The sequence below is a fragment of the Pseudomonas sp. Irchel 3E20 genome, from assembly GCF_900187645.1.
In the GTDB taxonomy this organism is placed as follows: Bacteria; Pseudomonadota; Gammaproteobacteria; order Pseudomonadales; family Pseudomonadaceae; genus Aquipseudomonas.
The window spans coordinates 1-486 of the sequence record NZ_FYEE01000025.1; the positions used below are offsets into that span (position 1 = coordinate 1).

At 55.3% G+C, this 486-nt stretch carries 2 protein-coding genes; both read right to left on the reverse strand.

Going from position 1 to position 486, the window contains the following annotated elements:
- Nucleotides 1-239, reverse strand: a 239-nt coding sequence (locus CKW13_RS23975; RefSeq protein WP_141234025.1) for a hypothetical protein, incomplete at its 3' end; no start/stop codon positions are given.
- Nucleotides 240-254: 15 nt separating this feature from the next.
- Nucleotides 255-486, reverse strand: a 232-nt coding sequence (locus CKW13_RS24570) for a hypothetical protein (RefSeq protein WP_218192073.1), incomplete at its 5' end; no start/stop codon positions are given.

Sequence of the window (486 nt, forward strand, 5' to 3'; positions counted from 1 at the left end):
TGGGGGGCTTGGTCGTAGTGGGTTTTGAGCGTTTCGTTTTGTTCGTCGGTCAACTCGACCTTGCCCTGATCGTTACTTTGGCCTTGCAGCAGCGTGTCACGGGCAATCAGTGCGCCTGCCAAGCTGTTATCGCCTGCCGGAGTGGGTCGTTCGAAATAGTCATCGTCGTAACGGCCATAGGCCAAGCCCACACCACCGACTAAAGCCATTTGCTGAATACGGCTGATATCAAGCCACACGTCGCCGGTTCTCACTTAACGGCGCTTGATTGACGCGGCGATGGTGTCGGCCATTGTGTGGAGTTCGTCCCTGCCAATAGACGGTTTGCCATTGGGGCCATACTCGGACTCTTGCAGTACGTAGAGCAGCAGGCTAGGTGTGTCTTCCTTGGCATTGGGGTCGCCTTGAACATAGGCGACGTAGCCGTAGTCCACTGGGAGCGGCGGGCATTTAGCTAGAATCTGTTCTTCGGCGTAATAACTATTC